The following is a 22,799-nucleotide window of genomic DNA, read 5'->3' on the forward strand; positions in this document are numbered from 1 at the left end:
TCATGAAAAAACTAGCACAATTTCTTCAGCTGGCACTTTTGCTCTACTTTCTGCTGTTTCTGATCTTCTTCTTTTCGTTCGACACCTTTGGATCTGCTTTTGGCATGGATCCCCTGACACCGGAGTCAATGGTCAAGGTGTTCCTGACCGGTTTGATCTTGTTTTTGGTAGCATGGGGAGCGGCAATCATCCATCAAAACAAGATGGATGATCGCGCCAGGAACCTCCAAGCCGAGATGAACGAGCTCAAAGCGAAACTGTATGATTTTGAGCATCCAAAAACAGCCCCAGTCACTCCTGTCACCAAAGTTGTCCCTCCAAAAGTTCAGGATGATTCCTCGGCAAACCTGCGGCCGAGACAAAATTTCACAGATTAATAAAGATTTAATTTTTGCAAAAGAGTATATTGAGGAGACCAATCGTCTCCTCTTTTTATTTTTCCTATGGTCGCTAAAACTTTTGGAAGTGCAGTCTCCGGAGTAGATGCCAATATTATTACCATCGAAGTCAATGTCGGTCAGGGCACCAGTTTCTTCATGGTTGGGCTTCCCGACTCGGCTGTAAAGGAATCCCAGCAGCGTGTGGAATCCGCACTGAAGTACTTCAACTACCGGATGCCACGCCAAAAAGTAGTCATCAACCTCGCTCCAGCCGACGTTCGCAAAGAGGGTTCCGCCTACGACCTACCCATTGCGATGGGGATTTTGCAGGCCTCCGAGCAAGTGGTCTTCGCCGAACTTGAACGCTATGTGATCATGGGAGAGCTTTCGCTTGACGGCAATCTCCGTCCCATCAAGGGCGTCCTTCCCATCGCAATTGAGGCCAGAAAACGCGGATTCAAGGGCTTTATCCTCCCTCTGGAAAACGCCAAGGAGGCTTCCATTGTAAACAACATCGACATCATCGGAGTGGAAACGATGGATCAGGCCGTCGATTTTCTTCAGGGGACTTTGGAAATCGAACCCCTAGTCACGGACACCCGGGAGATCTTTTACCACTCCTTGGATGACACTGAGTTTGATTTTGCAGATGTCCAAGGGCAGGAAAACATCAAGCGAGCCCTGGAAATCGCTGCGGCAGGAGGTCACAATGTGATCATGATCGGCCCACCCGGTGCCGGCAAGACCATGCTGGCCAAGCGTCTTCCATCGATATTGCCTCCACTGTCGCTGCAGGAGGCACTCGAGACGACCAAGATCCACTCGGTGGCCGGCAAGCTGGGGAGAAATGGCTCGCTGATGGCGCAGCGGCCCTTCCGAAGTCCGCACCACACCATCTCGGATGTAGCTTTGGTAGGAGGAGGAGGCAATCCCCAGCCCGGAGAAATCTCACTGGCGCACAACGGTGTCTTGTTTTTGGATGAATTGCCGGAATTCAAGCGGACGGTGCTGGAGGTGATGCGTCAGCCCCTGGAAGACCGGAAAGTCACCATCTCCAGAGCCAAGGTCTCGGTAGACTATCCGGCCAACTTTATGCTCATTGCCAGCATGAATCCCTGCCCCTGCGGCTACTACAACCATCCGGAAAAGGAATGCGTCTGCGGACCTGGCATCGTCCAGCGCTACCTCAACAAAGTCAGCGGTCCCCTGCTCGATCGGATCGATCTCCATGTGGAGGTGACGCCGGTGAAGTTTGATGAGATGACCTCGACCCGCAAGACGGAAGCCAGCAAGGTGATCCGGGAGCGGGTGATTCAAGGACGCGAGCGGCAAAAGGATCGATTTCAAAACAACCCCGATGTGTTCTGCAACGCTATGATGCCCTCGCATCTCGTCAAAGAAATCTGCCAGATCAATGAAGCCGGAAGAGCCTTGCTCAAGACCGCCATGGAGCGTCTCGGCTTATCTGCCAGAGCCTATGATCGCATCCTCAAAGTAGCACGAACCATCGCGGACATCGCCGGATCCGAGCAGATCAAAGTAGAGCACCTGGCCGAGGCGATTCAGTATAGAAGCTTGGATCGAGAGGGCTGGGCGGGGTAGCAAGTTTAAGATGGAAGATCTAAAAAAGGTCCTCCATGATTTTTAGAGAGCCGCTCTTTCGAAGCCCTCCATTGAAACAAGTAGCTCAAATCAGCGCTCAGGGCTATTTTCGACTTCATCCTCCAGATTATACTCATTCCCCTCAGCACACATCTGAACCTCAAAGTCCAACTCCTCATTCCCAAGCGAATCTTGCAGCATTTGCTCGATCTCGAGGTCAGACCGAGAAGGTTCGTGGTGAAAAATCGCCAACTTCTTGACCTTACACATCTTGGCAAAAGCTATGGCATCGTCGATAGAACTATGCCCCCAGCCGACTTTCCGAGAATATTCCCTTGCTGTGTAGCTGCCGTCGTGAAAAAGAAGATCTGCCGATTTGGCGATTTCATATCCCGACGTCCACTCTGGATCATTTGGAAAATCATTGGAGGCAAGCCGAAGCTCATGATCCGGGATGTAGGCAATGGTAGCTTTCCCATCCGACAATCGATAGCCCAAGGTAGGACCCGGATGACAGAGATATTCGCAGTGAATCCGAATGTCACCTATTGAAAAAAACTCATTGGAAAGTTCATGGATAATGGGATGATTGGGCAGTTCGGTCAGACGAATCGGAAAAAGCGGCGGTGAAAAATATCGTCTGAGGCGATCTATCAAAGGGTGGCCTGCGGTAGCAGGTCCCCAAATATGAATCTCGATGTCCGGATTGTACAGCGGTGCAAAAAACCCCAGGCCCATGGTATGATCGATGTGCAGATGGGTCAGCAAGATGTGCATCTCCCTCACTGCGGGGGTGATAAACTTACCAAGCCTCTGGATACCCGAACCCGAATCCAAGATAATACAGGTTTCTCCGTGCGTCACTTGGATGCAGGAGGTATTGCCTCCGTAGGTATAATTTTCAGGTCCGGGGGACGGCAGGGATCCCCGACATCCCCAGACTTTCACTTTCATGACTCTGATTTCCAAAACATCGCAATCGCCCCCAAGTATCGATCCGGCCGACCCTCTACGGGAAAAGAAGTAACGGTGATCCTGATACGATCCCCGCTGAGGTTGTCGATATAAAACGACCCATGTGCCGGTCGACGGTCGGTCAGCGTGCGTACCAGTGGCAGATCGCTTGGCGGGATCGGTATCCCGTCCGCATCGGTGGGCTTAAACATCGTCGCCCATTCTTCCTCGCGCATTCCTCCCGTGTCGGTAAATCTAAGGCCGAAAATATCCTCCGCCGCCTCGTTGTAAAAAAGGAGGTTTCCATCCGGGTCGACCAAGAAAAACGGCATGCTGAGGCTATCGCCAAATTGCCTGGCCAAGATGAGTTCTAGGGGCTGCGCGGGCATAATACAGAGGGTCTTTGCTAAAAGTCAAGAGAAGTTAAACATTTTTCAGGATAGCATGAACCCCATTTTTCAGGAAAGCCTACTTGAAATCTCATAAAAAATTCAAAACTTTAAAATCCTTCCGCAACGACCGTGATGAGCCTAGAATTACTCCTGAGATACTTTCATTTTGTCAGCATTTTTACAATCGTAGGAGCATTGGTTTCAGAGCATCTATTTCTAAAGTCCAGTTTAAGTAGACAAGAAATAATCCGACTTGCCAAGATTGATGGCATGTACGGTTTCGCTGTTTTGACCCTCTTAGGAGCAGGACTGACTCTTTGGTTAGGCGGTATTGGAAAACCGACTGAGTTCTACTCCGAAAATCCGGTTTTTCATTTGAAATTGGCCCTGTTCGTCACGATTGGTCTACTTTCAATTTACCCCACTGTTTTCTTTATGAAGAACCGAAAAGGAAAACCGGACGACATCGTCACCGTCCCAAAAGTGATTTTTTGGCTCATCCGATTGGAGCTGATACTGCTGTTTCTAATTCCGATCTTGGCTGGGATGATGGCCAAAGGAATTGGATTATAAGGAAAACGGGTTTCATGATCAGGGGAAAAATTGGTCGTTACTCAAGGGGTAACTTTTAATGGCCCATTTCTGAATTATTGCCAAAAGCTGTTTTTCGATAGGCACTTATCCAGAGAGTCGAAATGCTAAAATGAAATAGATTCGGAGGAGAATTAATCCAAAAGGTTTTTTTAACCCATCATCTCCGCGATTTCAAATGGCCAAATTCATCCTATTGCTAGCCCTTTTTCTTATAGCTGTGCCCCAGCTCCAAGCCCAAAATCAGGACAACAGACAATTGATCGACGAGTATCTCCGGCAGAGCGAAAGCCGGAAAAAAACCGGAACTACGATGTTGGCAATTGGAGGCGGTGCCGTAGGTCTCGGACTGATTTTAGCGTTTAGCTCAAACAGCTGGTACGACAGTTCTTTCGAAGCGGGAACAATACTTACTGGATTAGGTCTGACCTTAGCTGTAATTAGCGTCCCTGTTTTAGTTGCTTCTGCGTCCAGCGCTAGAAAAGCAGCGAAACTAAGTGTAGGGGCTAACACTGCTCAAGTGATCAATCCAAAAGGACCGCCACTACAAATCTACCCAGCCCTGAACCTATCCATCTCACTTAATTCCACAAAACGATGAAATATTTCGTTACCGCATTCATCGTGTTTGGGATTATTTTTCAATTGCAATCGCAAACAAAAAGCTTGGCAACCACGCCGAACGAACTATTGGAAAAAAGTAACAATCAATATACAGCAGGCTGGATTTTGTTGGGAACTGGGACGGCATTCATGGTAACCTCCTTGGCCATTGTCCCTGACTATAGTGCCTATGGGGAATCTCCCAATCAAACGCTTGACACAGTCTTGGGCTGGACCGGCGTTATTTCATTCATCGCCAGTGTACCTATATTCTTGAGCGCAGGACAAAATGCAAGATTGGCCGCTCGGCTCTCACTCCAGAATCAGGCACTACATCAGCCAATCTCTCTGCCGGGTCACCCGAAAAGCATGCCAGCGATCAGCCTAAAAATCCCCCTTTGAGGATTTTTAGGCCTCACGCGTTCTACTTTTTCAGCTTCTCAAAAAGCCAATCGTCCGACTTCTTTCCTTGCTCGGGATAAGTCCAGTGGCCGGTCTCCGGCACGACAAAAACCTCTTTAGGCGCGTTGATTTCGTTATATGCGGAATAATATGACGTCGGCGGACAGGTGTCATCATTGAATCCCCAGCTGTAGAATCCGGGGGTTTTTAAAATCCTTGCAAAATTCACCACGTCGTAGTAACTGATCGTCTCGACCGCATCAGGATAATTGTAGTATGCCAGATTGTTGCCCGCAAAGATATGTGGCCAACCGCCGGCCCTTCCATTCAAGTAACCGGTCATGTCACTCATTGCAGGATACATGGCGGACAGATATTTTATCCGGGGATCTAGGGCCGCGGTGATGATCGACAAGGCCCCACCTTGACTTCCTCCCTGAATCCCGAGATTTTGCCCGTCGTATTGAGGCAAGGAAACCAAGAAATCGACCGCTCTGATGCAGCCCAGATACACACGCTTGTAATAGTAAATGTCCTTATCCGACACGTTAAAATTCCAATAACCGTTCAACGCACCGCTGGAAAGATTCGCATATACCTCCGGAGCCATGTCAATCGGTATCCCGTGAATCCCGATCTGGAGGGTAATCGCACCTCTGGCCGCCTTTGCCAAATCACCGGAATAAGGCCGTATCCCCGCTCCGGGCACCTGCAAAATCGCCGGGTATTTCGCCGCTCCTTTGGGTACAGTCAACACACCATAGATCCGACTGTTTTTGATGTTTTGAAAATTAACATGATAGACATCCACTGCCTCGGTACTTCTCTCAGGCATGTGGATCATCTTGGGATCCATCGGGATTTGAGCAAGTTCAGCTTTCCCGGCGTTCCAAAAGGCTTCAAAATCAGTGGGCATCTTCACCGTCGGCTGGATCAAACCGGGCTCAAAAGCCGCTGTACCCAAGCCCCGATACTCCTTGCCATCGACTGTTGCAAAGACCTCACATCGTAGAAATCCGGGTTTTTCCATCCCATCCGCCGAGATGATCGCTTCACCGTCTTTCAGGACCAAAGCTCCTTCTTGGATGGGTTCCATCTTTTCCTCCTTAACAAAATACCGGACGTTTTCTACCGGTACTGGCCGCCCGGATTGAGTAACGGAAACGATAAATTCTACCTTGTCACCCAGCTTGTACGTCCAGTCGGGATGGTCGGGAGAGACAGAGATCTCAAGGTATTGCTGAGGGATCTGAGCAATCGAGTGATTGATAATCCCGAGACAAAAGAATAGCAAAAGTGTGGCTTGGAGCTTTTTCAAAGCTTGAAAAGATGAATAGGTCATTTGGGAGGGGTTTATTAAAGTTTAAGATTTGAGGTTTGATTTGTTGACATTTGACAAGCAATGTCATGGCTCGAAACAAGCTGATTCTGCCAGAAATGGCAACTTCAGTCACCAAAGTAAATACCAAGACCTTTGGCAGCCTTTACCAAGGTTCCATTGGGATCGACATAGTTGTATGCGCTGATAGCTTCCTTGATCGAGACTGAAGTATAGTCATTGTTTTTCAGCACGACCAACTGCCCGAAGTTTCCGTCCAGTACAAGTTCCATCGCTTTTACACCAAAGACTGAAGCAATCACCCGGTCATAAGCGATGGGCGTTCCGCCACGCTGCGTATGGCCGAGGACTGTCTCACGAATGTCTGCTTTGATACCCGCGTCTTTGAGCTGCTGGCTGAGGGTATAGCAAACCCCTCCCAGACGGACGGCATGTCTTCCCTCCTCACCTTTGGAGGCCGTGACGGTTCCGTCTTTTGCTTTGGCTCCCTCAGCGATGACGATATTGGCAAAACCTCTCCCATCGATGTATCGTCCCTGAAGGCGCTCAGCGACGGCCTGCAGATCGTAAGGAATCTCCGGGATCAGACAAACCTCCGCTCCTCCAGAAATCGCCGTATAGAGCGCAATCCACCCGGCATCCCTTCCCATCACCTCCATGATCATCACCCGATGATGGCTGCTGGCGGTAGTCACCAGCCGATCAAAGGACTCGGACGCAGTCTGTACCGCGGTCTGGAAACCAAAGGTAAAATCGGTGGAGTTCAGATCGTTGTCAATGGTCTTTGGCACGCCGACGACGGGCATTCCCGCCTCAAACATCGCTTGGGAGATTGCCTGTGAGCCGTCGCCACCAATATTGATCACCGCATCAAATCCTTTTCCCTTCAGGCGATCCACCAGCCAGGGAATTCGGTTGACTAGTTTCACGCTTCCGTCAGCCTGCTTTTCCGGATAGCTCATCGGATTGCCTTTGTTAGTCGTCCCGAGGATGGTTCCTCCCTTCACGTGAATGCCTGAGACTGTCTTACCATCCAGCCTGATCAGTCGGATTGGCTCTTCCATAAGCCCGTTCAAAGCCTCATAGCTTCCCCAGACTTCCCACTCTTTCTGTCGGGAGGCACGTTTGACGATACCCCGAATCACCGCATTCAGACCGGGACAGTCTCCGCCGCCTGTCGCAACCAATAGTTTCTTCATAGCTTTCAGAATCAGTTTTTATAAAAATAGTCTTTACTTTTTTGATTTTATCGGAAAAAGAAGGCAGGGAATATTCCCGAAATTTCCCTGTATCTTTTTGAAGACGTTGGAATTAAAAGTAATTAGTCCCAGAAACATTCCAAGAAAAAATCTGCAACAAGTCAATTTTTCAAAACCAAAACGCCCCATGACAGAAGACAGCAATCTCACCGCAAAGTCGCTAAAAGAAATGAGCGACAAGGAGCTGATCAAACGCGCGAAGAAAATCTCTAACCGCTACTGCGTCGGTAACGGAAAGGATTTTAAACTCAAACACTTCTCTACGGAGCCAAAAAAGACCTTTGGGCCAGAGGATAAGCCGCTTTTCAAAGAAGCCTTGGAGCAGGGTGTGGACATACTCACGGAACTTCAGGAAGTGCTCTATGCCCAAGATCGGTGGTCGCTGTTAGTAATTTTTCAGGCGATGGATGCGGCCGGGAAAGATGGCGCAATCAAGCACGTCTTGTCCGGCATCAATCCTCAGGGCTGTCACGTCACGCCGTTCAAAGCCCCCAACTCAGAGGAATTGGACCATGATTTCCTGTGGCGGTGTGTCAAAGAATTGCCTGGACGGGGGAAAATCGGAATCTTCAACCGCTCCTATTACGAAGAAGTGTTAGTCGTGCGGGTACACGAGGCTATTTTGCAAAATCAAAAACTTCCCGAGAAACTCATCACCAAAAAAATCTGGGATCAACGTCTGGAGGACATCCAGAATTTCGAAAGATACCTCCACAGAAACGGCACGAAAGTGATCAAGATATTCCTCAACGTATCCAAAGAGGAGCAGAAGCAACGTTTTCTTGAACGAATCGACCAGCAGGACAAAAACTGGAAATTCAGCTCAGGCGACATCAAGGAGCGGGGCTATTGGGATCAGTACATGAAAGCCTACGAAGAGTCCATCCGAAAAACCTCGACTAAGGACAGTCCGTGGTATGTGATCCCGGCGGACAACAAGCCCTACGCCAGAATCGCAGTCGCGTCGGCGATCATTCATGCCCTAGATGACATGGAACTCAGCTACCCCACTCTTTCCGAAGAAGAACAATCCAAACTACAGGAGATGAAGACAGCACTCATGGAAGAAAAAGAGTAGGCAGCTTTCGGTCTCAGCATGGTCAATTCCTCTCGGGTCTTGGTACTGACGCCTCCCTACTTATTGTGTCTAGATGTCAAACTTGATCCCTTGGGCCAACGGAAGCGAGGTTGAATAATTGATGGTATTCGTCTGTCGGCGCATGTAGGCTTTCCAGGAATCTGAGCCTGATTCGCGGCCGCCACCGGTTTCTTTTTCCCCGCCAAAAGCTCCTCCGATCTCGGCGCCGGACGTCCCGATGTTCACATTGGCGATCCCGCAATCCGATCCGGCTGCGGCAAGGAACGCCTCTGCCTCCCGCATATTGGTGGTCATGATCGCTGAGGAAAGCCCCTGCGGCACACCATTTTGCAACGCAATGGCTTCGGGCAGCGTTTTGTATTTGATCAGGTAAAGGATCGGGGCAAACGTCTCATGCTGTACGATTTCAAAGTGATTTTCGGCCTCAAAGATAGCAGGCTTCACATAGCAGCCGGATTGATATCCCTCGCCTGTGACCACTCCACCGGCGACCACTTCTTGCCCGCCTGCAGTTTTTACCTTTTCAATAGCTGCCAAATAGGATTGTACTGCGTCGCGGTCAATGAGTGGACCGACGTGATTTCTTTCATCTAGAGGATTCCCGATTACCAGTTTGGAATAGGCCGAGGCGAGTCTGGTTTTGACTTCTTCATAGACATTCTCATGAATGATCAGGCGGCGTGTTGTCGTGCATCGCTGTCCTGCGGTGCCTACTGCACCAAAAAGCGCACCCCGGATCGCGATGTCCATGTCGGCATGTTCGGTAATGATAATGGCGTTGTTTCCTCCCAATTCCAGAAGCGAACGACCCAGTCTTTCTCCGACAGCCTTTCCCACCAACTTCCCCATGCGGGTGGAGCCGGTCGCCGAGATCAACGGAACTCTGGGGTCGTGAGACATCAGTTCGCCGACTTTATAATCACCGACGATCAGATTACAGATCCCCTCCGGCATCCCATGTTTTGCAAAAATCTTTGCAGCAATATGCTGACAGGCAACTGCAGAAAGTGGCGCCTTTTCCGAGGGCTTCCACACGCATACGTCGCCACAAACCCAAGCCAAAGCGGCGTTCCAAGACCAAACGGCCACCGGAAAGTTGAAGGCAGAAATAATCCCGACGATTCCCAGCGGATGCCACTGCTCGTACATCCGATGTCCGGGACGCTCGGAGTGCATGGTCAATCCATACAGTTGACGGGATAGGCCGACCGCAAAATCGCAGATGTCGATCATTTCCTGAACTTCGCCCAAGCCTTCCTGGTAGGATTTGCCCATCTCATAGGAAACCAGCTTGCCCAGGTCAGCTTTGACCTCCCGGAGTGCATTTCCAATTTCCCGCACGATCTCGCCCCGCTGGGGAGCTGGCACCGTTCTCCATTTCTCAAAAGCCAAATGCGCCTGTGCAATGATTGCTTCATAGGTTTCTACATTGGCCAGTTGAACTTTTGCGATCAGATTGCCATCTGCAGGAGAAATCGAAGAAAGGGAAAGCTCACCGGAATCCAACCAGTTCGTACCGGTCGAGGAACCGGGGTTTTCAGGTTGAATACCGATGTTTTGGAGCGATTGCTGGATACCGAATGCGTCAGTCATGGGTGATGGGTGTATGTATAACTCAGACCAAAGCTAAAAATAAATGCGTTGAACTGGTAAAACCTATCGCTCTAAGGCCCGCCTCAAGATGTTCAAAGGATTCAACTTGGTGTAGGTTTTAGTGAATTTTGGCCCCGGGTTGATTTTATAGATCAAGTTGATTCGATAATTGCCGGTGTTAGCTGACTGCGAAATATCCTGCTGCTTGGCGAGATCCAGATACTTGTAGACGTAGCTTGCGCTGAGGGCAAATCTGTCGCCGTTATACCCGGCAAATCCTCTCAAAAAATAGCCCGGCATCAACTCGACCTGCTTTGTCTCTTTGTCTTGCTCAGCCTTGGAGATTCCCAGTCCCAGATTTCCGGAGGCCGCACCTGAGAGAAAAAACCCTTTCCCAAAAACCAGTGTTCCGACTAACCCAGCACTTGGTCCTAGGTGAAAAAAGTCCCCTCTTTCATAATTTCCCGGAATCGGCACATCCTCAGGCAGGATCAAGGAGTCGCCACTGATCCTGACCCGATAAATCTCAAATCCGACCATCGGTGAAAAGGCAGATTTTTTCTGAATTTCCGATTGGTGAAAAGCCGCCGTCAGAGAAATCTTGTCTCCGTTAAAGACGTGGTTGACAGCGAGGCCCAGCTTCACGACTTTGATATCTCTTCGCAGATAATCCTCCCCCGTTCCTTGGAAGTCTTTGATCAGGTAACCGCCATAAAACTGCCCAAAGAGATCGACTATCCACTTTCTTCCATATACATGCGACTGGAGATCGAGAAATTTCGGCCAGTCTTCCTGACGCTCTGGATTCAAAAAAGAAACCGGGACAGCCACGTTTAATGTGAACTTTTGATAAGTAAGGCCGAGCCCCAAGTTCAGACCGCTGTTGGGCTCATACAGTCCGATCTGATCACCATAGTCGAGCTCGGTGTACTTTCTGGACACATAGGCACGCAAGATCATCTTTTCGGGCGTCTCCCTGATGTACGTGGTGTCAACCGTCTTGGTCTGGGCAACCGAAAACTCCGGAGCCAGAGCCAGCAAAGCAAAGATGAATAGACAGCAAAATGACCTCATAGAGAATTATTCAAACTTAATATAAACAAAAAGAACCCCGACTTTCGTCAGGGTTCTCTTAAAAACTGTCAGAGTTCGAAAAATGGATTCCGTAGAATCTCATTTTTTGAAAAAGGAGGATAGAGAAAAGTTGTTAATCACCGTATCGAAGTTAAAGTTAAATTAGAGCAATCCAAATATTTTTTTGCATTTACCTTCTATTCAAAGGGAAAAATGTCATTTCAACCAACTAAGTATAACAGTTTGAGTGCAGGCTCCAAACGCCCGAATTCGTTACATTGTTTAGCAGCTTCCTTTGGAATGCGTCCGCAATTCCCCACTTAAGATGTCAAGGGGATGTATCGCTGCAAAAAAAAGAATGCGGAAGATTTAGTCAGCGTCAGATGCAGACTTTCACTTAGGACACGGGGCGGATGCGGAGTACGGAAACATACGACTGCAAAAAAGCAAAAAGAGAAATCCTTCGCTGCCAAACCTTGCGCATCCCGCCGGTCACTTTCCTATTCCCGCTTCAATTGTTTGAAATATAGCAGCTGCAGCTGTTTCACGTTTAGCTTTTTATATGTAATCCAAAGCGTCAGGATTCGTTCGGCCACAAATCCAAGAATCCGCTGCTGATACCCGCGGTAATTTTCGAGATGAGATCTGGCTTCAAACTCAAAAAGCATCTCAAACAGCCAAGCCATAAATTCCTCGTAGTAAGGGGATTTCATTACAAACATGTTGTTTGCAAAAAGCTTATTATCCGCCAAAACCTGCTGCCAGCAAGGAACCATCTCGGGGTACTTTTCCTGCAAAATCTCCTCGATACGAGTTAGATCACGGATGTCATGGTACTTTTCGTAGTGCGTCTTTACCGAATATCTAAACGGTCTGGCAACCGGCAAGATGACATCAAAATCCTTCAGGATGGCATTTGTCTGTTCTAAGGTCAATATTTTCGATGCGTATTTCGAGACCCTTTTCGTGTAGATCAAGGGGTTGGGACCAATCAGCGCCTTGAACGGATGTGTGACGACGTACTTCAGCCGGTGATACCAAGGCTCAGGATATACGGTGAAATACCTTCGATAGTGACAGATCCCGGTGAACTCCTGCTTGGTGTTTTTCCAAACCCAAAAGACTCCCGTGAGCTCGCTATAGAACTCATTTTTCCCTGAAATATTAACGCCCGAATCATCTTGGAGGTAGGGCAGTTGGGCTTTCCCAGGAAAAGCCCCACAGAACAACGGTTCGTACATCTCATCCACGGGAAGAATTGCGCCCTTTTTATAGTACATGATGTAGACCTTACCCGCTGCTGCTGTTTTTAGCATACTTTTTTCCAAAACACTACTTTTATCTCTTGACAGAAAGAATCAACTGCTCGGCATGTGACCTGTCAAAACTATAGCTGTTGATCAGATTTACCCATTTCTTGTCAGGAAAAAAAATACGGCGCAAAAAACCCTGCTCGGCGACCAGTCTCTTCTTCATAAATGGGTAGCCCGCTTGAAGTAGTTGTTCCGGACTCTTGTGCGTGTTGTTTACCTTCGATTTCTTTGGACTGGATGCCGACAACGGCCCCGAACCGAACGCTGCTCCAATTTTTATTTTATTCTGTAGAAAAAACTGGGAGATCCCAATCTCCCAATCATTGATCACTTTTCTGCGTAAGTTCTTAGGATCCTTTTCCGCAAAAAAATCCCTGATCGGCACCTGATCGAGAAACTCCTTGAGAAGAGGCAAGGCGGGCTTTTCCCAAACCAGAAAATGACTCTGCAGATGGTAATTGTCCGCGTGGGTCGAAAACCACGGCCTCTCGTTGGAGTCGACAGCTCCCCAAAATGGGATGCGGGAATTCTCTCCGACTTCAAACAAAGTTGACAAATGCTGGATCATCAGGTTTGAATCATTGGCGAGTGCCAGTCTATCTAGATGCTGCCAATCGAGTTCCTGGGCCACTTTATAAAACATCCCAAAGTCGTAGCCCTCGTTTTCCACCATCTTCAGGGAGACGGAGGAAGGGAGGCCCCCGAGTTCAAATTCTCGTTGATTGGTCACGAGGATAATCTGAGAAAAATACGTGGCAAGTTCTCTCACATAAGCTTCCTCCGGATAGGGAAGCTGCGGAGTGTGACCGTAGTGTACAAATACGCAGACACTTTTCATGAACGATTTTGATGGCGGTTAGATCTTATCGAGGCCTTTCCAGAATTTCAAAAAGTAATATTTCAGCGGGTTGCTGTATTTGAGTTGCTTCCATGGGCGGCTTGCATGCGGGCGATGCCACACAGGCGCATTCATCAGGACTGCATTTTCAAATCCCAGTTCAATCGATTTTTTAGAAATAAACGTGTCATACCAATCCTTTGCTTCATCCAGGCCGCTAAAATCGAAGCTTTGAAGAAAATCCGGAGAAAAAAGTGTGCAGCAAAAGCTGAGACTGCGCTGCGTTCGGATGACGGCTTCTTTTGAGTCTTTGAATTTCAGGTAGGGAAAATTAACCACGCCCTTTTCGTCCACTGTCACTGATCCCACCAAGCCGGATTTTTTACTTTTCTTCTGGAAAGAAAGAAGACTCGATATCGTGTCAGGCTTCAGTACCACGTCCGATTCGACGACTAGAAGCGGCAATTTGCTTTCCAAAGCCATCTTTTGCGCCAGCTGCAAGACAAGTTTATAATTGGGAGAAGGATGATCGGTGAGATCCTCGACATGAATCAGCTCATAGCCGATCGCTGTTTTGTTCTCTTCCAGGCTGAGCTTGGTCTCGGCGGAACTGAAGTCATTGAAGATCACATGACGAACCGAAACGTCAGAAGCTGCTATTGCCCTTGCGGTGTCCAGGGTCGTTTCGATGGAATTTTTCACCGGGGTAATTACAAGTACTTCAGCCATGGGTTGATGATTTGGTCAAAATTAGTCCTTTCTGTGAAGGCAAAAAAATAGCCCCGATTTTAGTCGGGGCTGAGAAGTTTATTTTATTCTGCTTAGGCCAACTCGCCAAGGGCTTTTTTGATTCGCTTCAGCGCCTCTACCAAATCTTCCTCCGAAGCTGCATAGGACAATCTCACACAGTTGGGAGCGCCAAAAGCGCCACCTGTCACCAGCGATACATTGGCCACCGAGAGCAGGTATAGACAAAGATCATCGGCATTGTTGACCGTCTGCCCGTGCGCAGACTTGCCAAAGAACGCTGTCACGTCTGGAAAGAAATAGAAGGCTCCCTGCGGAACGTGAGTCTTGATGCCTGGAATATCTCTGAGCAAGTCAAGCACCAAAGCTCTACGCTTGAAGTATGCTTTAGTCATCTCGTGAGAAGGGGCTTGGTCTCCGGTGATGCCCGCAAGTGCCGCGCGTTGCGCGATGCCGGTATTCCCTGAGGTGAACTGTCCCTGCATTTTCTCTACCGCCTTGGAGATTTCCAAAGGAGCACAGATATATCCCACTCTCCATCCGGTCATTGCGTATCCTTTGGAGAATCCGTTGACGGTGATCGTCCGCTCAAACATGCCGGGGAAAGACCCGATGCTGTAGTTTTTGCCTTCGAAATTGATCAGTTCGTAGATTTCATCCGCAATGACTACCATGTTTTCATGCTTCTTCACGACTTCGGCGATAGCCTCCAGTTCTTCTTTGGAGAAAACAGAGCCGGTTGGGTTACACGGAGAAGAGTAGATTACCGCTTTGGTTTTTGGGGTAATTGCTGCTTCCAGCTGAGCTGCCGTAGCTTTGAAGTTGTTTTCCAAAGTCCCTTCGATCAGCACAGGTACACCGCCACAAAGCTTTATGATCTCCGCGTAGCTAACCCAGTAAGGTGAGAAGATCACTACTTCGTCTCCTTCGTTCACGATACACATGAACGTGTTGGCGATGGAGTGCTTCGCTCCTACAGATATTACAATGTTTTCGGCTTTTGCCTGCTCGATGGAGTTTTCCTCCCGGAGTTTTTTGGCGATGGCCTCTCTCAGATCCTGATATCCAGCCACTGGAGGATAAGCGAAGTATTTTCCTTCGTCGATCGCAGCCTTGGCCGCCTCCTGAATATGCTTGGGTGTTTTGAAATCGGGCTCACCCAAACTCAAACCAATAATGTCAACGCCTTGAGATTTCAGTTCCCGGGCTTTTTTTGCCATAGCCAGGGTGGCTGATTCCTCCATATTCAGGATGCGATCCGAGAGAATAGAATTCATTTTTTCAACAGGTTTTTTACAAATTCCTCAAAAATAGACAGAAGATTATAAATTCTAAACAAACCAGCGGAATTGATGCTTAAATGTTATTTTTGAAGAAAATAGTTCGTCAATTCTGCCGTTTTTCTCTCAATGAACAGGAGATTTCTCGTTTTTCTGATTGTAATGTTTGTTTCCGGCAAATTCACTTTTGCCCAAAAAAACGAGTCTGAGAAAAACTCCGATCCGGACTCGAGTGGCGTAGTTAATTCTGCACTTTTGCCTTCTGTCGCTCCTTTGCTACTTTTTGATGAGGAAGAGGAAAAGGAAGAGAAAAAGGAAAAAAAGAAAAAAGCGCGCAAAAATATCTGGTTTGGAATCAAGACCCAGCGTGGCTTTACCCGCAGGGAAATGCGCGGCCAGTCCTACCTTGAATACTTTAACTACACCGACGTCGACCGCAATCCCGATCCCTACATCCGCGACGTATATTGGTTTGACCCAAAGGAAAGGAGCATCAAGACGACCGGATACACCAAAGAAACCGGCTACCTCCTGCATGGCCCTTATGAGCGGGTCGTCAATGAGGAAGTGGTCGAAAGCGGCATGTTCTACTACGGCACCAAGCACAGGACATGGATGCTTTTTGATGACAAAAATGTCCTTCAAGACAAGAATCACTACTCAGAAGGCTGGCCGAAGGAATCAAGGATCACTTATTACGACCAAGCTTCACGAGGCATCGAGGAGATCATTCCGATCCAATACAGTCTGGAGGAAGGAAACTACTTCTACTTCCACGAGGATCAGCAGATCGCCGTCACAGGTGAATATAAATACGGGGAGAAGGTCGGACTCTGGACAGAATATTGGGACACGGACAATACTAAAGCAATCCGCAAGCGGGAGATCCAATATCAGGAAGCCCCTTATACAAAAAATTTCCGCCCGTACATACGGGCGGAATGGGACAAAGACGGAAATCTGATCTACAGGAAAGACCTCTGATTATTTCTCTGTGAACTTGAATTGCTGTCCTCCGACGGATGCTTCATACATGAGACCGCCTTTTGTGCGGGTAAATACAGCCACTCCATCCACGTATTTAGCATTTGCGGAAGCACCGGCGGCGGCGGCCACAGCCGACACTTGAGCAGACATCTCCACTTTGTTTTCCTTGAATCGCTCGAAAGCTTCCTTGGTTTCGAAAAAAACGACCTCGCTGTACGCCTGACCACCTGCTTGGAAGCCAATAGTCAATTGAGACATCTTGGCAAATCCTACCAAAGCACCACCTTCATGCGCAACGCCATTCCCGGCAGCTCCACCCACTCCGAGCCCACCTTTTCCGACGTTTGGCAAGATGATATAGCCATGTGCAGAGGCAAACAAATCCGCCATTCCCGGATCATCCTTGAGGAACGCAGCCTTGGCCTCCTCGGCATCCTTGATGATTTTTTCAGTTTTTTCTTCTTTTTGGGCGAAAGTCGCCGTGGTCACAAAGGCCATAAACAGGCCGAGAAACAGAGTTTTCATAGTAAAATTTGGTTAGTAAAAAGCATCCTCAAAATGCCGGAAATTGATCGTGCCGGCCCGATTTTTATAGACCCCCACGATATCAAAACGGATATCCTTGTGCCAGTCATTTTCATAAATATACTGATCCGCAGCCTTTACTAACAGCTTTTTTTTAGTTGAATCGACAAATTCTTCAGCAAATCCAAAACCGCTTCCTGAGCGGAATTTCACCTCTACAAAAATCAACAAACCTTTGTGCTTCATGATCAGATCGATCTCGGCATGTCCATGCCGATAGTTCGTATCTAGCAGCTCATAACCCTTGGTGACTAGCCAGTCTGCGGCAAGCTGCTCGGCAAGTCTACCAGATTCGTTGTGCTCGGCCATGCTAAAATTGACTAATTTTGAAAAATCGATGAACCCAACAGCATGTCGGGCGGTTTTAAAAGTCAGTTTCCCGAGAGGAAAAAAGATGAATGAAGTTATCAATAAAAGCGTAGAATTCCGAGATCTGGGTCCTATGGATTACCAGCAAGCCTGGGATTATCAGGAGGCAATTTTTGCAGAAACAGTTGCGCTGAAAATCAAAAACCGGAATCTGCCACCCGAAAGTCAAACCCGAACTCCCAATTACCTGCTTTTCGTCGAGCATCCACATGTCTATACATTGGGAAAAAGCGGCAAGCCGGAAAACCTCCTCTTGGACGAATCTGGACTGGCAGATTATCGCGCTACTTATTATAGAATCAACCGTGGAGGAGACATCACCTACCATGGACCCGGCCAGTTGGTCGGCTACCCGATCCTGGATCTGGACAATTTCTTCACCGACATTCACAAATACCTGAGATATCTGGAGGAAGCGATCATCCGGACTTTGGCCGACTACGGCATTGAAGCAGGCAGAATCGATGGACTTACCGGCGTTTGGCTGGACCATATCACCCAACAAAATCCACGGAAAATCTGTGCCTTGGGCGTCAAATCCAGCCGATGGGTGACCATGCACGGCTTCGCATTCAATCTAAATGTAGACCTCAGCTACTTTAGCCACATCGTACCATGCGGCATTGATGACAAGGCCGTCACCTCACTCCATCTTGAACTCGGACGACCCGTGGATGAATCCGAAGCGAAGGAAAGGGTGAAAAAGCATCTATCGGACTTGTTTGAAATGGACTTTGCGTGAGAAGTGAGAAAACCTCGCCAGTCGGGATAATCGACGGCCTTCAACTTTCTGAATCAAGCGAAGATCCCCCATCATCTGTACATCATGAAAAAAGATATTGATTTCTCCCCCGTAACCGGAGTAAAACTTGCCATTGCAAAAACCCAAACTCCCGACGGAGACCAATGGTCAGTGTACATCATCAATCTCAACCTTATTGAGCTAAACACTGTCATGGTTACTTCCAAAGGATACGGCATCCTGGACGGAGAAAGACGGCAAACGTCTACGCTCCGCCACATGATCCAGGAGCTCGGCGCCCAGTCAGTGGCCAAAGTAGAATCGATCGACCCGGGAGTTTTTTCGCTGACTAACGAATTCTGGGTGAGCTATTACATACTGGATCAGATCTTTGACAAAAAGTTTATCTTTACTCCAGGCAGTTTTGAGCCCGCACTTCTAAGCCTGATTCCTGAGATCGGTCTGGAAGGAATCCTTCACAGTTAACTCTTACGCTTATGGCAGACTTTTTTGACCAATTGGGAGACATTCTATTTTTAGACATTGAAACTGCCTCATTGACAGAAAAATTTGAAGAGCTGGATTCACGCCTTCAGGAAGAATGGATCAAGAAAGAACGCCTGATCCGAATGGAAAATCCGTCAGAAGCTCCTGGCTCGCTGTACTTTGACCGGGCTGGTATCCACGCCGAATTCGGTCAAGTAATCTGCGTGGGCGTCGGCTTTTTCCAGAGCAAAAAGAAGGATAAAAAACTGTTTTTCAGGTCGAAGGTATTTACTGATCCGGTGGAACGGGAACTTCTTTCTGCTTTAAATGAGTTGTTGGATAAGAAAAAGTGGGTGCTTTGTGCACATAACGGGAAAGAGTTTGACTTTCCTTACCTCTGCCGGAGAATGCTGATCCAGGGAATCCCTCTTCCCGAACCGCTTCAGATTACCGGCAAAAAACCCTGGGAAGTCCGCCATCTGGACACCATGGAGATGTGGAAGTTTGGCGATTACAAACATTATACCCGCCTGGAGTTGCTGGCGGCAGTTTTTGGAATCCCCACGTCAAAAGACGGGATCGATGGCAGTCAAGTCAACGCCGCATTTTATCTCGAAAACGATATTGAGAAAATCTCAAGATACTGCCTTCGAGACGTGGAGGTGACAGCCCGGATTTTTATGGCGATGCACCCACAGCTGGATGACCTCACGATAGAAATCATCCATTCAGAAGATTCAAAAAAAGATCACAAAGATTGATGTCGAGGGCATCCAAATCTTTTTACCTTAGAAATGTCCATCGGAAAATCATCACACAGAGGTATGATTAAATTGGGCATTCCATGTGGTAATCGGAGACGATTTATTGCCACATGAAATCAAGCATGACGAGTACGTCACACGCTAAAATGGTTGTCAGCGAGAATCTCCCGATCCGCCGAGGCGGACGGAACAAGCTATTTGTCTGCTGAAAATCAAATTATTAACACATGAAAAACTCACCCAAATCATGGGAAGAAAACCAGAAAGAAAAAACTCAAATCATAAAAAAGGAGGCCATTCCAATGACGCCGCCAACTTGGCGAGACGCATCCTCCAATTTTTAGACGCTCACTTCGGAGAAGAATTTAACTCCAAGCAGCTCATCAAACACCTTGAAATCCGCGACTCGCTCAACAAGGGCGGGGTAGAACCGGTCCTGTATCAGCTAGTCGAATCCGGTGCAATCTCGCGTAACTCCCGAAATTACTTCAGCTCCACTAAGGACCCAGCATTTGTCGTCGGCAGGGTGGACTTTGTAAATCCCCGTTTTGCATTTATTGTCCAAGACAATCCAGATGCCACCGGAGGAGATATTATGGTCAAAGAAGCCGATCTCAAGCAGGCGCTCGACGGAGACAAGGTCCGCGTGATGGTTTTGCCCGGCAAAGGGAAAACTGGCCGAGTCGAAGGCCGCGTACTGGAAGTTCTGGAAAGAAGCCGGGATGAATTTGTGGGCAGGGTGGAGATTTCGCCCCGGTTCGCGTTCGTCGTGCCGGACTTCAAGAAAATGCACAAAGACATCTTCGTCCATCGCGGCGAACTCATGGGTGCGGAGCACGGCGATAAAGTAATCGTCAAACTCACCGAGTGGAGAGACGGCGACAAAAATCCGACTGGGCAAGTGATACGCGTACTGGGGAAAGCGGGACTTCACGAAGTGGAGATCCACTCCATCATGGCGGAATTTGGACTTCCATTTGAATACCCCCAGGAACCTGATGCGGAGGCCAATGAGATCTCGGATAAGATCACTGCGAAAGAGATTAAAGCAAGAGAAGATTTTCGCGATGTACTGACTTTTACCATTGACCCCGCAGATGCCAAAGACTTTGATGATGCGATTTCTTATCGGGAGCTGGAAAATGGCAATCTAGAAATCGGTGTTCACATCGCTGATGTGACCCACTACGTGCAGCCAAAGACGGCCTTGGAAAAAGAAGCCTTTAACCGCGCAACATCAGTCTATCTCGTAGATCGCACCATACCGATGCTTCCCGAGCGGCTAAGCAACGGCCTTTGTTCACTTCGTCCGAAAGAGGACAAACTGACTTTTGCGTGTGTCTTTGAGATGGATCGGAATGGCCATGTCCTCAAGCACTGGATCGGAAGGACCGTCATCCATTCTAATCGCCGATACGCCTACGAAGAAGCCCAAGAATGCATCGACACACAATCCGGCGACTATTTTGGGGAGCTGACGCTACTCAATGACATTGCCAAAAAAATCCGTAAGAAGCGATTTGATCACGGCGCGGTGAATTTTGAAACCGTCGAAGTTAAATTCAAACTAGACGAGGCCGGCAAACCGCTGGGTCTGATGGTCAAAGAGCGAAAAGACATCCACAAGCTCATCGAGGAGTTTATGCTCTTGGCCAACAAATATGTGGCAGAGTTCATTTACAACAAACACAACGGAACCGATACCTTTGTCTATAGAACACACGACAGTCCGGATTTAGATCGACTGGAGACTTTCTCTGGCTTTGCGAAGCGATTTGGCCACCAGATGGACGTCACAAACGTCCAGAAAATCTCGACGGCCTTAAACAAGCTGATGGAGGAAATCCAGGGCAAACCTGAACAAAACGTATTGGAGCAGCTGGCAATCCGAAGTATGGCCAAGGCCAAATACACCACGGAACCGAAAGGACACTTTGGACTGGCTTTCGCACATTATACGCACTTTACGTCTCCAATCCGGCGCTATCCTGACATGATGGTACACCGGCTTCTGGAGCACTATCTCGACGGTGGCAAATCTCCGGAAGCTGAATCTTGGGAACAAAAATGCCTGCACTCGTCCGAACGGGAAAAACGTGCTGCCGATGCTGAGCGCGCTTCCATCAAGTACAAGCAGGTGGAATACATGTCGATGGCTGAGCAGAAGGACTACGAGGGAATCGTCGCAGGCGTGACGGAATGGGGAGTTTTTGTAGAAATCACCGAAACCAAGTGCGAGGGCATGATCCGCGTGCAGGATATGGATGACGACTACTACGACTTTGATGAGAGAAATATGCGGTTGATCGGCAGCAAGAATAAAAAAATGATCACTTTGGGCGACAAAGTGATGGTCCGGGTAGTTAACACCGATATAGACCGACGAACAATTGATTTGGAATTTGCAGATAATGACAGAAAAAAGCCTCGCTCACGCGCTTTTAATTAAACTTGAGGATCACATCACCTCCCATAGTTTCGGAGAATCACCCCTAGAACTTTACGACCCGATCAGTTACATCATGAGCCTGGGAGGGAAGCGGATCAGACCGCTTCTCTCTCTTTTGGCTTATGGACTTTACAGCAAAAACCCGGAGGAAATCCTCAATCAGGCCTGTGCGGTAGAAGTATTTCACAACTTCACCCTGATGCATGATGACATCATGGACCAGGCGCCTTTGCGAAGGGGCAAAGCCACCGTCCATGAAAAATGGAATGCTAACACTGCTATCCTTTCCGGAGATGTGATGCTCGTGAGAGCTTATGATCTCCTACTCGGCACAGCACCCAGCCTGCTGCCTGAGGTCCTCCGTCTGTTCAACAAAACAGCAGTAGAAGTCTGTGAAGGACAGCAGTTTGATATGAATTTTGAAAACCGCGAAACCGTCCACGAGGCCGAATACCTCAATATGATCCAGCTGAAAACCGCTGTGCTACTGGGGCACGCGCTTCAATTGGGAGCGATCTTGGCCGGGGCTGAAAAAGAAGATGGACAAAGACTCTATGACTTCGGCGTAAATATCGGCGTCGGTTTTCAGTTAAAAGACGACCTTTTGGACGTTTTTGCCGATCAGGCAAAATTCGGAAAGCAGGTCGGCGGCGATATCATCTCCAACAAAAAGACTTTTCTGCTGATCAAAGCCCTGGAACTGGCTGAGGAAAAAGATGCGGACGATTTGAATTATTGGCTTTCTCAGAGAGAATTTGACAAGACCGAAAAAGTAAATGCCGTGCGGACACTCTATGAAAAACTGGGGATCAAATCCCTGACGGAGTCAAAGATGGAGTACTACTTCAAAACGGGTTTTGAGCAGCTGGAAGCCATACATTTCACTAGCCAGGAGTACTACAATGCCCTGCAATCCCTCACGCAAGATCTGATTCACCGGGAAAAGTAAGC

Annotated in this window: 24 protein-coding genes; 12 read left to right on the plus strand and 12 right to left on the minus strand. The window is 48.3% G+C overall.

Features of this window, described 5'->3' with window-relative positions; all coding sequences use genetic code 11:
* The first annotated feature begins 2 nt into the window (after positions 1-2).
* Positions 3-377, plus strand: coding sequence for a hypothetical protein (locus G459_RS0111060; protein ID WP_026967714.1), 375 nt, complete (start codon positions 3-5; stop codon positions 375-377).
* Between the two features lie 66 nt (positions 378-443).
* Positions 444-1,982 (plus strand): YifB family Mg chelatase-like AAA ATPase, encoded by a 1,539-nt coding sequence (locus tag G459_RS0111065; protein WP_026967715.1) that lies wholly within the window; start codon positions 444-446, stop codon positions 1,980-1,982.
* 90 nt (positions 1,983-2,072) lie between these two features.
* Here G459_RS0111065 and G459_RS27260 read toward each other — a convergent pair whose 3' ends face one another.
* Both G459_RS27260 and G459_RS0111075 read right to left on the minus strand, forming a co-directional pair.
* Positions 2,073-2,936 (minus strand): MBL fold metallo-hydrolase, encoded by an 864-nt coding sequence (locus tag G459_RS27260; RefSeq protein WP_051315168.1) that lies wholly within the window; start codon positions 2,934-2,936, stop codon positions 2,073-2,075.
* Positions 2,933-3,325 carry a PAS domain-containing protein gene (locus G459_RS0111075; RefSeq protein ID WP_026967716.1) on the minus strand — a complete coding sequence of 131 codons (393 nt, stop codon included), beginning with the start codon at positions 3,323-3,325 and terminating at the stop codon, positions 2,933-2,935. Before G459_RS0111075 ends, G459_RS27260 begins: the two co-directional genes overlap by 4 nt.
* 135 nt (positions 3,326-3,460) lie before the next feature.
* On the opposite strand from G459_RS0111075, the gene G459_RS0111080 reads away from it, so the two are divergent.
* The 3 genes from G459_RS0111080 to G459_RS0111090 all read left to right on the plus strand — a co-directional run bounded on the left by G459_RS0111080 (position 3,461) and on the right by G459_RS0111090 (position 4,924).
* Positions 3,461-3,901 (plus strand): DUF2214 family protein, encoded by a 441-nt coding sequence (locus G459_RS0111080; RefSeq protein WP_026967717.1) that lies wholly within the window; start codon positions 3,461-3,463, stop codon positions 3,899-3,901.
* A gap of 196 nt (positions 3,902-4,097) precedes the next feature.
* Positions 4,098-4,520 carry a hypothetical protein gene (locus G459_RS0111085; RefSeq protein ID WP_026967718.1) on the plus strand — a complete coding sequence of 141 codons (423 nt, stop codon included), beginning with the start codon at positions 4,098-4,100 and terminating at the stop codon, positions 4,518-4,520.
* A complete protein-coding gene (locus G459_RS0111090) occupies positions 4,517-4,924 on the plus strand; it encodes a hypothetical protein (protein ID WP_026967719.1) in 408 nt (135 codons plus the stop codon). The genes G459_RS0111085 and G459_RS0111090 overlap by 4 nt, the downstream gene beginning before the upstream one ends.
* A gap of 22 nt (positions 4,925-4,946) precedes the next feature.
* Here the strand turns inward: G459_RS0111090 and G459_RS0111095 are convergent, their stop codons facing one another.
* Together G459_RS0111095 and G459_RS0111100 are read right to left on the minus strand one after the other, a co-directional pair.
* On the minus strand, positions 4,947-6,266 hold the full coding sequence (locus tag G459_RS0111095; RefSeq protein ID WP_084454470.1) for an acetylxylan esterase: 1,320 nt from the start codon (positions 6,264-6,266) through the stop codon (positions 4,947-4,949).
* A 104-nt stretch (positions 6,267-6,370) separates the two neighbouring features.
* Positions 6,371-7,462: a 6-phosphofructokinase gene (locus G459_RS0111100; protein ID WP_026967721.1), complete on the minus strand. Its 1,092-nt coding sequence runs from the start codon at positions 7,460-7,462 to the stop codon at positions 6,371-6,373.
* A 187-nt stretch (positions 7,463-7,649) separates the two neighbouring features.
* Between G459_RS0111100 and G459_RS0111110 the strand changes: the two genes are divergently transcribed.
* On the plus strand, positions 7,650-8,600 hold the full coding sequence (locus G459_RS0111110) for a polyphosphate kinase 2 family protein (protein ID WP_245588164.1): 951 nt from the start codon (positions 7,650-7,652) through the stop codon (positions 8,598-8,600).
* Positions 8,601-8,669: 69 nt separating this feature from the next.
* On the opposite strand, the gene amaB is transcribed toward G459_RS0111110, so the two are convergent.
* From amaB to G459_RS0111140, 6 genes are all read right to left on the minus strand, one after another.
* Positions 8,670-10,214, minus strand: coding sequence for an L-piperidine-6-carboxylate dehydrogenase (gene amaB / locus G459_RS0111115; protein WP_026967723.1), 1,545 nt, complete (start codon positions 10,212-10,214; stop codon positions 8,670-8,672).
* A gap of 63 nt (positions 10,215-10,277) precedes the next feature.
* A complete protein-coding gene (locus tag G459_RS27265) occupies positions 10,278-11,288 on the minus strand; it encodes a DUF4421 domain-containing protein (protein ID WP_051315169.1) in 1,011 nt (336 codons plus the stop codon).
* 500 nt (positions 11,289-11,788) lie between these two features.
* Positions 11,789-12,604, minus strand: coding sequence for a DUF4422 domain-containing protein (locus G459_RS0111125; protein ID WP_026967724.1), 816 nt, complete (start codon positions 12,602-12,604; stop codon positions 11,789-11,791).
* Between the two features lie 22 nt (positions 12,605-12,626).
* The gene (locus G459_RS0111130) at positions 12,627-13,439 is read right to left on the minus strand and encodes a rhamnan synthesis F family protein (RefSeq protein ID WP_026967725.1); all 813 of its coding nucleotides are present in this window, start codon (positions 13,437-13,439) and stop codon (positions 12,627-12,629) included.
* A gap of 18 nt (positions 13,440-13,457) precedes the next feature.
* Positions 13,458-14,168, minus strand: coding sequence for a family 2 glycosyl transferase (locus tag G459_RS0111135; RefSeq protein WP_026967726.1), 711 nt, complete (start codon positions 14,166-14,168; stop codon positions 13,458-13,460).
* Between the two features lie 92 nt (positions 14,169-14,260).
* Positions 14,261-15,463 (minus strand): pyridoxal phosphate-dependent aminotransferase, encoded by a 1,203-nt coding sequence (locus tag G459_RS0111140; protein WP_026967727.1) that lies wholly within the window; start codon positions 15,461-15,463, stop codon positions 14,261-14,263.
* A 132-nt stretch (positions 15,464-15,595) separates the two neighbouring features.
* Between G459_RS0111140 and G459_RS0111145 the strand changes: the two genes are divergently transcribed.
* Complete coding sequence (locus tag G459_RS0111145; protein WP_026967728.1) at positions 15,596-16,450, plus strand: toxin-antitoxin system YwqK family antitoxin; 855 nt, start codon at positions 15,596-15,598, stop codon at positions 16,448-16,450.
* Here G459_RS0111145 and G459_RS0111150 read toward each other — a convergent pair whose 3' ends face one another.
* Entirely contained in the window at positions 16,451-16,978 is a 528-nt protein-coding gene (locus G459_RS0111150; RefSeq protein ID WP_026967729.1) for a YSC84-related protein, read from the minus strand.
* Positions 16,979-16,990: 12 nt separating this feature from the next.
* Positions 16,991-17,347, minus strand: a complete 357-nt coding sequence (locus G459_RS0111155) for a YraN family protein (protein WP_026967730.1) — start codon at positions 17,345-17,347, stop codon at positions 16,991-16,993.
* A gap of 85 nt (positions 17,348-17,432) precedes the next feature.
* On the opposite strand from G459_RS0111155, the gene lipB reads away from it, so the two are divergent.
* The 5 genes from lipB (at position 17,433) to G459_RS0111180 (ending at position 22,797) form a co-directional block, all read left to right on the plus strand.
* Positions 17,433-18,149, plus strand: a complete 717-nt coding sequence (lipB, locus tag G459_RS0111160; protein ID WP_026967731.1) for a lipoyl(octanoyl) transferase LipB — start codon at positions 17,433-17,435, stop codon at positions 18,147-18,149.
* A gap of 84 nt (positions 18,150-18,233) precedes the next feature.
* A complete protein-coding gene (locus G459_RS0111165) occupies positions 18,234-18,635 on the plus strand; it encodes a hypothetical protein (protein ID WP_026967732.1) in 402 nt (133 codons plus the stop codon).
* A gap of 11 nt (positions 18,636-18,646) precedes the next feature.
* The gene (locus tag G459_RS0111170) at positions 18,647-19,396 is read left to right on the plus strand and encodes a 3'-5' exonuclease (protein WP_026967733.1); all 750 of its coding nucleotides are present in this window, start codon (positions 18,647-18,649) and stop codon (positions 19,394-19,396) included.
* A gap of 250 nt (positions 19,397-19,646) precedes the next feature.
* Positions 19,647-21,848, plus strand: a complete 2,202-nt coding sequence (gene rnr, locus G459_RS0111175) for a ribonuclease R (protein ID WP_026967734.1) — start codon at positions 19,647-19,649, stop codon at positions 21,846-21,848.
* Entirely contained in the window at positions 21,811-22,797 is a 987-nt protein-coding gene (locus tag G459_RS0111180) for a polyprenyl synthetase family protein (protein ID WP_026967735.1), read from the plus strand. The genes rnr and G459_RS0111180 overlap by 38 nt, the downstream gene beginning before the upstream one ends.
* The last annotated feature ends 2 nt before the right edge of the window (positions 22,798-22,799 follow it).

This window comes from Algoriphagus terrigena DSM 22685, from assembly GCF_000429445.1.
In the GTDB taxonomy this organism is placed as follows: Bacteria; Bacteroidota; Bacteroidia; order Cytophagales; family Cyclobacteriaceae; genus Algoriphagus; species Algoriphagus terrigena.

Bases quoted from the DNA above. Each gene is read 5' to 3' on its own strand.
- G459_RS0111125 (WP_026967724.1), bottom strand. From the start codon at position 12,604: ATGCTAAAAACAGCAGCAGCGGGTAAGGTCTACATCATGTACTATAAA.
- G459_RS0111060 (WP_026967714.1), top strand. From the start codon at position 3: ATGAAAAAACTAGCACAATTTCTTCAGCTGGCACTTTTGCTCTACTTT.
- G459_RS0111130 (WP_026967725.1), bottom strand. From the start codon at position 13,439: ATGAAAAGTGTCTGCGTATTTGTACACTACGGTCACACTCCGCAGCTT.
- G459_RS0111085 (WP_026967718.1), top strand. From the start codon at position 4,098: ATGGCCAAATTCATCCTATTGCTAGCCCTTTTTCTTATAGCTGTGCCC.
- G459_RS0111170 (WP_026967733.1), top strand. From the start codon at position 18,647: ATGGCAGACTTTTTTGACCAATTGGGAGACATTCTATTTTTAGACATT.
- G459_RS0111165 (WP_026967732.1), top strand. From the start codon at position 18,234: ATGAAAAAAGATATTGATTTCTCCCCCGTAACCGGAGTAAAACTTGCC.
- lipB (WP_026967731.1), top strand. From the start codon at position 17,433: ATGAATGAAGTTATCAATAAAAGCGTAGAATTCCGAGATCTGGGTCCT.
- G459_RS0111150 (WP_026967729.1), bottom strand. From the start codon at position 16,978: ATGAAAACTCTGTTTCTCGGCCTGTTTATGGCCTTTGTGACCACGGCG.
- G459_RS27265 (WP_051315169.1), bottom strand. From the start codon at position 11,288: ATGAGGTCATTTTGCTGTCTATTCATCTTTGCTTTGCTGGCTCTGGCT.
- G459_RS0111135 (WP_026967726.1), bottom strand. From the start codon at position 14,168: ATGGCTGAAGTACTTGTAATTACCCCGGTGAAAAATTCCATCGAAACG.
- G459_RS0111080 (WP_026967717.1), top strand. From the start codon at position 3,461: ATGAGCCTAGAATTACTCCTGAGATACTTTCATTTTGTCAGCATTTTT.
- G459_RS0111100 (WP_026967721.1), bottom strand. From the start codon at position 7,462: ATGAAGAAACTATTGGTTGCGACAGGCGGCGGAGACTGTCCCGGTCTG.
- G459_RS0111075 (WP_026967716.1), bottom strand. From the start codon at position 3,325: ATGCCCGCGCAGCCCCTAGAACTCATCTTGGCCAGGCAATTTGGCGAT.
- G459_RS27260 (WP_051315168.1), bottom strand. From the start codon at position 2,936: ATGAAAGTGAAAGTCTGGGGATGTCGGGGATCCCTGCCGTCCCCCGGA.
- G459_RS0111110 (WP_245588164.1), top strand. From the start codon at position 7,650: ATGACAGAAGACAGCAATCTCACCGCAAAGTCGCTAAAAGAAATGAGC.
- G459_RS0111095 (WP_084454470.1), bottom strand. From the start codon at position 6,266: ATGACCTATTCATCTTTTCAAGCTTTGAAAAAGCTCCAAGCCACACTT.
- G459_RS0111140 (WP_026967727.1), bottom strand. From the start codon at position 15,463: ATGAATTCTATTCTCTCGGATCGCATCCTGAATATGGAGGAATCAGCC.
- G459_RS0111180 (WP_026967735.1), top strand. From the start codon at position 21,811: ATGACAGAAAAAAGCCTCGCTCACGCGCTTTTAATTAAACTTGAGGAT.
- G459_RS0111090 (WP_026967719.1), top strand. From the start codon at position 4,517: ATGAAATATTTCGTTACCGCATTCATCGTGTTTGGGATTATTTTTCAA.
- amaB (WP_026967723.1), bottom strand. From the start codon at position 10,214: ATGACTGACGCATTCGGTATCCAGCAATCGCTCCAAAACATCGGTATT.
- G459_RS0111065 (WP_026967715.1), top strand. From the start codon at position 444: ATGGTCGCTAAAACTTTTGGAAGTGCAGTCTCCGGAGTAGATGCCAAT.
- rnr (WP_026967734.1), top strand. From the start codon at position 19,647: ATGGGAAGAAAACCAGAAAGAAAAAACTCAAATCATAAAAAAGGAGGC.
- G459_RS0111145 (WP_026967728.1), top strand. From the start codon at position 15,596: ATGAACAGGAGATTTCTCGTTTTTCTGATTGTAATGTTTGTTTCCGGC.
- G459_RS0111155 (WP_026967730.1), bottom strand. From the start codon at position 17,347: ATGGCCGAGCACAACGAATCTGGTAGACTTGCCGAGCAGCTTGCCGCA.